Source organism: Streptococcus sp. k-628, from assembly GCF_013277475.1.
In the GTDB taxonomy this organism is placed as follows: domain Bacteria; phylum Bacillota; class Bacilli; order Lactobacillales; family Streptococcaceae; genus Streptococcus.
This window is the reverse complement of sequence record NZ_VMMZ01000090.1, coordinates 1-8,722: the sequence shown is the minus strand read 5'-3', so window position 1 is coordinate 8,722 and position 8,722 is coordinate 1. Positions and strand designations below refer to the sequence as shown.

Here is an 8,722-nt window from a genome sequence, read left to right as displayed (position 1 = left end):
AAAGCGAACGGTTTTCTTGATTTGAATAGATATTCAATTTTGAGTAGGTATTACTCAGAGTTAAGTGACGATAGCCTAGGAGATACACCTGTACCCATGCCGAACACAGAAGTTAAGCCCTAGAACGCCGGAAGTAGTTGGGGGTTGCCCCCTGTGAGATATGGAAGTCGCTTAGCTTTATTCCGCCATAGCTCAGTTGGTAGTAGCGCATGACTGTTAATCATGATGTCGTAGGTTCGAGTCCTACTGGCGGAGTAGTTAATTAAAGGAGGTTTTGACCTCTTTTTTGTTATATAATTAATAATCTATCTCGCACCTAATGAAGCGAGATATTTTTCTTGACGATAGAAGTTTCAGACACCATCATTTTCGAGCACTGATAGCACTTAAAACGACGCTCTCTAAGTAGAATTCTGGTAGGCATACCAGTAGTTTCGAGGTAAGGAATCTTAGAATGTTTTTGAAAGTCATATTTCTTCATTATAGATGATATGGGACTTTTTTTCTACAATAAAATAGGCTCCATAATATCCATAGGGGATTTACCCACTACAAATATTATAGAGCCAGAAAAGCTAATCTCGAGAAAGGACAAATTTCGTCCTTTCTTTTTTTTTTGATGTTTAGAGCGATGAAAATCCGTTTTTTGAAGTTTTCAAAGTTCCGAAAACCAAAGTCGTTGCGCTTGATAAGTTTGATGGGATTATTAGTGACTTCTAGTTTGGCGTTAGAATAGGCTAGTTTAAGGATATTGACAATTTTCTTGTTATCTTTGAGAAATGTTTTAAAGATAGTTTGAAAAATTTGATACTATGCGTTTTTCTTATTTTAAGATTTTTACCTCAGTCTCTTTTAGTATTTAACGTAGTTAATAAGGTCTATAATAGTCTAATTTAGGTAGTAAATTTGTTTCTATTCTGTCAACTTTTCCTATTTTTTCTCTTGTTGAGGTTGATATTTTAACAATTCAGGAGTTATTAATGATTAATTAAAATTTTTTGTTAGAATAAAATCATAAAAAGTAAAGGAGTGTATGCTTATGCTACAAAATATTTATGATCAGATGACTGATTTCTATGACAGTATCAAAGAAGAGTATGCTACTTTCTTTGGTAATAGTTGGGACTGGGAACATTTTCATTTTAAATTTTTGATTTATTATTTAGTGAGATATGGTATTGGGTGTCGTAGAGATTTTATCGTTTACCATTATCGTGTTGCTTATCGTTTGTATCTTGAAAAATTGATAATGAAACAAGGTTTTGTTGCTTGTTGAGACAATATGAGTTAATTTCCGAACAAATTTAACTTTTTGTGGGAAAATAATGATAAATAGCCGGAATTTTTTCTAAAACATTTTTTAATAGTTGGAAATAGCAAATCTTTCTATTGTTTCTTCTTGATAAAAAGGCGATTTTTTCTTATAATAAATTGTAAGATATAATTGCAGGTGAGAGTCCTGCCATGTATGTGAGAAAGGAAGAGCCTGAGGGCTCAGACAAGATTATGACTTCAGTTGTTGTTGTAGGTACCCAGTGGGGTGATGAAGGTAAAGGGAAGATTACAGACTTCCTTTCAGCGAATGCAGAAGTGATTGCACGTTACCAAGGTGGTGATAATGCAGGTCACACGATTGTGATTGATGGTAAGAAATTTAAGTTGCACTTGATTCCATCTGGAATTTTCTTCCCTGAAAAAATCTCTGTTATTGGGAATGGTATGGTTGTAAATCCTAAATCTCTTGTGAAAGAGTTGAGCTATCTTCATGAGGAAGGTGTGACAACTGATAACTTGCGTATTTCTGATCGTGCGCATGTTATTTTGCCTTATCATATCGAGTTAGATCGTTTGCAAGAAGAAGCTAAGGGCGACAATAAGATTGGTACTACAATTAAGGGAATTGGTCCAGCTTATATGGACAAGGCTGCTCGTGTTGGGATTCGTATCGCCGATCTTTTGGATAAAGATATTTTCCGTGAGCGTTTAGAACGTAACCTTGCTGAAAAGAATCGTCTTTTTGAAAAATTGTATGACAGTAAAGCTATCGCCTTCGATGATATTTTTGAAGAATATTATGAATATGGTCAACAAATCAAGAAGTATGTGACAGATACATCTGTCATTTTGAATGATGCACTGGATAACGGTAAACGTGTGCTTTTTGAAGGTGCACAAGGTGTTATGCTAGATATCGACCAAGGTACGTATCCATTTGTTACGTCATCAAACCCTGTTGCTGGTGGTGTTACGATTGGTTCTGGTGTTGGTCCAAGTAAGATTGATAAGGTTGTAGGTGTATGTAAAGCCTATACGAGTCGTGTAGGAGACGGTCCTTTCCCAACTGAGTTGTTTGATGAAGTGGGAGAACGTATCCGTGAAGTAGGTCATGAATATGGTACAACAACTGGTCGTCCACGTCGTGTGGGTTGGTTTGACTCAGTTGTGATGCGTCATAGCCGTCGTGTTTCTGGTATTACTAACCTTTCATTGAACTCTATCGATGTTTTGAGTGGTTTAGATACAGTGAAGATCTGTGTGGCCTATGATCTTGATGGTCAACGTATTGACTACTATCCAGCTAGTCTTGAGCAATTGAAACGTTGCAAGCCTATCTATGAAGAGTTGCCAGGTTGGTCAGAAGATATTACCGGAGTTCGTAATTTGGAAGATCTTCCTGAGAATGCGCGTAACTACGTTCGTCGTGTGAGTGAATTGGTTGGCGTTCGTATTTCTACTTTCTCAGTGGGTCCTGGTCGTGAACAAACAAATATTTTAGAAAGTGTTTGGTCCTAAGAGATTTTTAAGATTTGTTTAAGATAGGTCGGGTATACTATAGACAGTTACAAGAAGACCTCCTAACTTGTTGTAACAAATATCCTAAACTTTTCTTTTTCATAATAATCTCCCTATAAAGTCACTGCATTCGGTGGCTTTTTTTGTCTTGGGATTCATGATATAATAATAAAATCGATAAGCAGGAAAAGAGAAACGGATGAATTATACAGTTGAAGAAAAAGAAGTTTTTATGAGGGAGGCTTTGAGAGAGGCTGAGATTGCCTTGGAACACGATGAAATTCCGATTGGTTGTGTGATTGTCAAGGACGGAAAAATTATTGGTCGTGGGCATAATGCACGTGAGGAGTTGCAGCGAGCAGTTATGCACGCGGAGATTATGGCCATAGAGAATGCGAACCTGAGTGAGGAGAGCTGGCGCTTGCTGGATTGCACGCTTTTTGTGACCATTGAGCCGTGTGTCATGTGTAGTGGGGCGATTGGACTTGCCCGTATTCCAAACGTGGTCTATGGGGCTAAAAACCAGAAATTTGGCGCTGCTGGGAGTTTGTACGATATTTTGACAGATGAGCGTCTCAATCATCGTGTGGAGGTTGAAAGGGGAATTTTGGAAGATGAATGCGCAGCTATTATGCAGGACTTTTTTAGAAATAGACGGAAAAAATAATTTTGCTTTTAAAATGAATAGGAATGTGATATAATAAATAGTGGAGCAACAGTTCTGCGTGAAGCGGGTCAGGGGAGGAATCCAGCAGCCCTAAGCGATTTGAATTGTGTGCTCTTTTTTTCGTGCTTTTTCCGAATAAATAAGATAGAATAATCTAGAATAAATGATAATAGAAAAGAGAAGATGATGAAAATTCGTGGTTTTGAATTGGTTTCGACTTTTACAGATGAAAATTTATTACCCAAGCGTGAGACAGCGCATGCGGCTGGTTACGACTTAAAGGTTGCTGTGCGTACGGTTATTGCTCCAGGAGAGATTGTCTTGGTTCCGACAGGGGTTAAGGCTTATATGCAGCCGACTGAGATTCTCTATCTCTATGATCGTTCTTCAAATCCTCGTAAGAAGGGCTTGGTTTTAATTAACTCAGTTGGGGTCATTGATGGGGATTATTATGGAAATCCTGGAAATGAAGGGCATATTTTTGCGCAGATGAAGAATATCACAGACCAAGAAGTGATTCTCGAAGTTGGGGAACGTGTGGTCCAGGCTGTTTTTGCTCCTTTCTTAATTGCAGATGGAGATGCGGCTGATGGCGTTCGAACTGGTGGATTTGGGTCAACTGGACACTAAGATGAAGATTATCTTTGTACGTCACGGGGAGCCAGATTATCGTGAGTTAGAGGAGCGTTCTTATACGGGATTTGGGATAGATTTGGCACCCTTGTCTGATAAGGGACGGCAGCAAGCCCAGAAATTGAGCACCAATCCTTTACTCCCTTCAGCTGAAATAATCATATCTTCTGCAGTCACAAGAGCTTTAGAAACGGCTTCTTATGTGGTTTGTGCTACGAGTCTTCCTTTAAGAGTAGAGCCTTTGTTACATGAATGGCAGGTCTATGAAAGTGGCACAGATAATTTTGAAAAAGCTCGTACTATGTTTCTAGAAAATAATGGGGAGTTACTTTCTAATAGTCCTATTCAATATGAGACAGCTACGGAGATAAAGTCTCGTTTTCTAGAATGTATGTCTAAGTATCGAGATTACCAGACCGTGATAGTGGTAACTCACAACATGCTCATGCGCCAGTTTGTGCCAAATGAGAAGATTGATTTTTGCCAAGTGATTGAGTGTGAGTTAGAGATATAGAAAGAGGTTTATCATCGCAAAGAAAAAAGCGACATTTGTATGTCAAAATTGTGGGTATAATTCCCCTAAATATTTGGGACGTTGTCCTAACTGTGGGTCTTGGTCTTCTTTTGTAGAAGAGGTTGAGGTTGCCGAGGTCAAGAATGCGCGTGTGTCCTTGACAGGTGAGAAAACCAAGCCCATGAAACTGGCTGAGGTGACTTCTATCAATGTCAATCGAACCAAGACGGAGATGGAGGAATTCAACCGTGTACTTGGAGGAGGAGTGGTACCGGGAAGTCTCGTCCTCATCGGTGGAGATCCTGGAATCGGGAAATCGACTCTTCTCCTACAAGTTTCAACCCAGTTGTCTCAAGTGGGGACTGTTCTCTACGTCAGTGGGGAGGAGTCTGCCCAGCAGATTAAGCTACGAGCAGAGCGCTTGGGAGATATTGATAGCGAGTTTTATCTCTATGCAGAGACCAATATGCAGAGTGTTCGAGCTGAGGTGGAGCGCATCCAGCCAGACTTCCTCATTATTGACTCAATTCAAACCATTATGTCTCCTGAGATTTCAGGGGTACAGGGGTCTGTTTCTCAGGTGCGTGAGGTGACGGCTGAACTTATGCAGCTGGCCAAGACTAATAATATTGCCATCTTTATCGTAGGACATGTGACCAAGGAGGGCACTCTGGCTGGTCCGCGTATGTTGGAGCATATGGTGGATACGGTGCTTTACTTTGAAGGGGAGCGTCACCATACATTTCGTATTCTGAGAGCGGTTAAAAACCGTTTTGGCTCCACTAATGAGATTGGGATTTTTGAGATGCAGTCAGGTGGATTGGTTGAGGTCCTCAATCCGAGTCAAGTTTTCCTAGAAGAGCGTTTGGATGGAGCAACTGGTTCGTCAATCGTTGTGACCATGGAAGGGACGCGTCCGATTTTGGCAGAGGTTCAGGCTTTGGTGACACCGACCATGTTTGGAAATGCCAAGCGTACTACGACAGGGCTTGACTTCAATCGTGCGAGTCTGATTATGGCTGTTTTGGAAAAACGGGCAGGGCTTCTCTTGCAAAATCAGGATGCCTATCTCAAATCTGCTGGTGGTGTCAAATTGGATGAACCTGCCATTGACTTGGCCGTTGCAGTTGCTATTGCTTCGAGCTATAAAGACAAGCCAACCAACCCTCAGGAATGTTTTGTAGGAGAACTTGGTTTGACAGGAGAAATTCGGCGCGTGAATCGTATCGAGCAACGTATCAATGAAGCTGCTAAACTGGGCTTTACTAAGATTTATGTACCCAAAAATTCTTTGACAGGAATTACTCCACCCAAGGAAATTCAGGTCATTGGGGTGACAACGATTCAGGAGGTTTTGAAAAAGGTTTTTGCTTAATCTGTGACAAATCCTCTTAAAAATGATAAGATAGGAGAAATATTTGACTCTCAAACTGTTAAGGAGGAAATCATGTCTTATTTTGAACAGTTTATGCAAGCCAATCAGGCTTATGTTGCCCTACATGGGCAGTTAAATCTGCCACTTAAACCTAAAACAAGAGTTGCCATTGTGACCTGTATGGACTCTCGTCTGCACGTTGCGCAAGCTTTGGGATTGGCACTTGGGGATGCTCATATCTTGCGGAATGCAGGTGGTCGAGTGACTGAGGACATGATTCGTTCGCTAGTTATTTCCCAGCAACAAATGGGGACAAGAGAGATTGTGGTATTGCACCATACAGACTGTGGTGCTCAGACCTTTGAAAATGGACCTTTTCAGGAGTATCTGAAAGAGGAACTAGGTGTCGATGTGTCAGACCAGGACTTCTTGCCCTTCCAAGATATAGAGGAGAGTGTACGCGAGGACATGCAATTGCTTATCGAGTCTCCCCTAATACCAGATGATGTCACTATCTCTGGTGCCATTTACGATGTGGATACAGGAAGTATGACAGTCGTAGAATTGTAAATACTTTATTTAGAAAGAAAGTGTATGAAGAAAAACAGCATTTTATTTATTTTTATTCTATTGCTATGTATTGGTTTACAGTATGAAACCATCTACTATACGGACGGTTCGATGTCAGGTGCGGAATATGGACTAATGGGAGTTTCTATCTTTCTAGCTCTCTTTTACATGATTCCGGCTCTTTATTTCCTTTTCCGTATTGGAAAAAAATGGGAATTGCCAAAGAATGCCTTGATCTTGTCTTTATTGGGTGGGATGTTCCTTTCAGGCTGGTTGTCTAGCTTTGCGAATACCTATATCCATGATTTGCTGGGCATTCTTTTCCCAGATAGTGCATTTTTAAATGCCTTTGAAAGCGCTATTGTGGCTCCTTTGGTAGAGGAACCCTTGAAATTATTGCCACTTGTCTTTGTTTTAGCTTTGATTCCTGTGCGAAAATTAAAATCTTTGTTTTTACTAGGCATTGCTTCTGGTTTGGGATTCCAAATGATTGAGGATATTAGCTATATTCGTACGGATTTGCCAGAGGGATTTGACTTTACTATTTCGAGGATTTTAGAGCGTATTATCTCAGGAATTGCTTCTCACTGGACTTTTTCAGGTCTGGCTGTAGTAGGTGTTTACTTGATTTACAGAGCCTATAAAGGGCAGAAGGTTGGCAAGCAACAGGGGCCTATTTTCCTAGGTTTAGCCTTGGGAACTCACTTCTTGTTTAACTCTCCTTTTGTTGAATTGGAGACAGAGTTGCCACTAGCGATCCCAGTGGTTATGGCTATTACTCTCTATGGTTTTTATCAGGCTTATCGCTTTGTTGAGAAGAACGATGAGATAATGAACTAGAATATTTTTCAAAAGAATGATGCAAGGGTACAAATATAGTGTCCTTCTTTTATTTTTGATTGAAAAATAGTGTAAAAAGCGCTACAATGGTAGATGGAAAATCTTGTGAAAAGCACAAGCGATACATATATACCGGAGGAAATCATGTCTTTTTCTGATTTAAAGCTGTTTGCCCTTTCTTCTAATCAAGAATTGGCAAAACGTGTAGCGCAGGAGATTGGGATAGAGTTGGGGAAATCAAGTGTTCGCCAATTTTCAGATGGAGAGATTCAGGTCAACATCGAAGAATCAATCCGTGGGAAACACGTCTTTATCCTACAATCAACTAGCTCGCCCGTAAATGACAATCTGCTTGAAATTTTGATTATGGTAGATGCTTTGAAGCGTGCGAGTGCAGAATCTGTCAATGTTGTCATGCCTTACTATGGGTATGCACGTCAGGATAGAAAGGCGAGAGCGCGTGAGCCAATCACTTCAAAACTTGTCGCAAATATGCTTGAAGTAGCTGGAGTGGATCGTTTATTGACCATCGACTTGCATGCTGCGCAGATTCAAGGATTCTTTGATATTCCTGTGGATCATTTGATGGGGGCTCCTCTGATTGCGGATTATTTTGAGCGTCGTGGCATGGTTGGTTCTGACTATGTGGTTGTCAGCCCAGACCATGGAGGGGTGACTCGTGCTCGTAAGTTGGCAGAATTTTTGAAAACATCTATCGCTATCATTGATAAACGTCGTAGCGTTGATAAGATGAATACTAGTGAAGTCATGAACATCATCGGTAAGGTCGAAGGCAAGACTTGTATCTTGATTGATGATATGATTGATACTGCTGGAACGATTTGTCATGCGGCAGATGCTCTTGCAGAAGCTGGTGCTGTTGAAGTCTATGCAAGCTGTACGCACCCAGTTCTTTCTGGTCCTGCTATGGACAATATCCAAAAATCAGCTATCAAGAAATTGGTTGTTTTGGATACCATCTATCTGCCAGAAGAGCGTTTGATTGATAAGATTGAGCAAATTTCAATCGCTCATCTCCTAGGGGATGCTATTGTACGTATCCATGAAAAACGCCCACTCTCTCCACTTTTCAGTATTGAGAAAAAGATTTAATGACCAAGCCTGAGATAATTCTCAGGTTTTTTCGTCTCTTTTCCGAATAAATAGATAGTAGCAGTGAATCTAGTAAACCTAGATTTAATACTCTTCGAAAATCAAATTCAAACCACGTCAACGTCGCCTTGCCGTATATATGTGACTGACTTCGTCAGTCTTATCTGCAACCTCAAAACAGTGTTTTGAGCAACTTGCGGCTAGTTTCCTAGTTTGC

At 40.4% G+C, this 8,722-nt stretch carries 9 protein-coding genes, 1 tRNA gene, 1 rRNA gene, 1 other RNA gene and 2 pseudogenes; 12 read left to right on the top strand and 2 right to left on the bottom strand.

Going from position 1 to position 8,722, the window contains the following annotated elements:
- Positions 1-60 precede the first annotated feature (60 nt).
- Together rrf and HT730_RS09605 are read left to right on the top strand one after the other, a co-directional pair.
- A 5S ribosomal RNA gene (gene rrf / locus HT730_RS09610) occupies positions 61-176 on the top strand.
- A 5-nt stretch (positions 177-181) separates the two neighbouring features.
- A tRNA-Asn gene (locus tag HT730_RS09605) sits at positions 182-255 on the top strand.
- A 76-nt stretch (positions 256-331) separates the two neighbouring features.
- On the opposite strand, the pseudogene HT730_RS10595 reads toward HT730_RS09605, so the two are convergent.
- Both HT730_RS10595 and HT730_RS09595 read right to left on the bottom strand, forming a co-directional pair.
- A pseudogene (locus tag HT730_RS10595) lies at positions 332-595 on the bottom strand (transposase family protein); the annotation flags it as partial.
- Positions 576-810: pseudogene (locus HT730_RS09595) on the bottom strand (transposase); the annotation flags it as partial. The pseudogenes HT730_RS10595 and HT730_RS09595, both read right to left, overlap by 20 nt.
- Before the next feature lie 229 nt (positions 811-1,039).
- On the opposite strand from HT730_RS09595, the gene comW reads away from it, so the two are divergent.
- The 10 genes from comW (at position 1,040) to HT730_RS09545 (ending at position 8,505) form a co-directional block, all read left to right on the top strand.
- A complete protein-coding gene (gene comW / locus HT730_RS09590; protein ID WP_173307452.1) occupies positions 1,040-1,276 on the top strand; it encodes a sigma(X)-activator ComW in 237 nt (78 codons plus the stop codon).
- 230 nt (positions 1,277-1,506) lie between these two features.
- The gene (locus HT730_RS09585; protein WP_001832534.1) at positions 1,507-2,793 is read left to right on the top strand and encodes an adenylosuccinate synthase; all 1,287 of its coding nucleotides are present in this window, start codon (positions 1,507-1,509) and stop codon (positions 2,791-2,793) included.
- Between the two features lie 199 nt (positions 2,794-2,992).
- Complete coding sequence (gene tadA, locus HT730_RS09580; RefSeq protein ID WP_173307451.1) at positions 2,993-3,460, top strand: tRNA adenosine(34) deaminase TadA; 468 nt, start codon at positions 2,993-2,995, stop codon at positions 3,458-3,460.
- A 32-nt stretch (positions 3,461-3,492) separates the two neighbouring features.
- Positions 3,493-3,590: signal recognition particle sRNA small type (gene ffs / locus HT730_RS09575), an RNA gene on the top strand.
- 56 nt (positions 3,591-3,646) lie between these two features.
- A complete protein-coding gene (locus HT730_RS09570; RefSeq protein ID WP_173307453.1) occupies positions 3,647-4,090 on the top strand; it encodes a dUTP diphosphatase in 444 nt (147 codons plus the stop codon).
- Complete coding sequence (locus HT730_RS09565; RefSeq protein WP_173307450.1) at positions 4,050-4,607, top strand: histidine phosphatase family protein; 558 nt, start codon at positions 4,050-4,052, stop codon at positions 4,605-4,607. Before HT730_RS09570 ends, HT730_RS09565 begins: the two co-directional genes overlap by 41 nt.
- A gap of 10 nt (positions 4,608-4,617) precedes the next feature.
- Entirely contained in the window at positions 4,618-5,982 is a 1,365-nt protein-coding gene (gene radA / locus HT730_RS09560) for a DNA repair protein RadA (RefSeq protein WP_135783528.1), read from the top strand.
- A gap of 72 nt (positions 5,983-6,054) precedes the next feature.
- A complete protein-coding gene (locus HT730_RS09555) occupies positions 6,055-6,552 on the top strand; it encodes a carbonic anhydrase (RefSeq protein ID WP_049511695.1) in 498 nt (165 codons plus the stop codon).
- A gap of 24 nt (positions 6,553-6,576) precedes the next feature.
- Positions 6,577-7,392, top strand: a complete 816-nt coding sequence (locus tag HT730_RS09550; RefSeq protein ID WP_173307449.1) for a PrsW family glutamic-type intramembrane protease — start codon at positions 6,577-6,579, stop codon at positions 7,390-7,392.
- Between the two features lie 144 nt (positions 7,393-7,536).
- Complete coding sequence (locus HT730_RS09545) at positions 7,537-8,505, top strand: ribose-phosphate diphosphokinase (protein WP_033682853.1); 969 nt, start codon at positions 7,537-7,539, stop codon at positions 8,503-8,505.
- Positions 8,506-8,722: the final 217 nt, after the last annotated feature.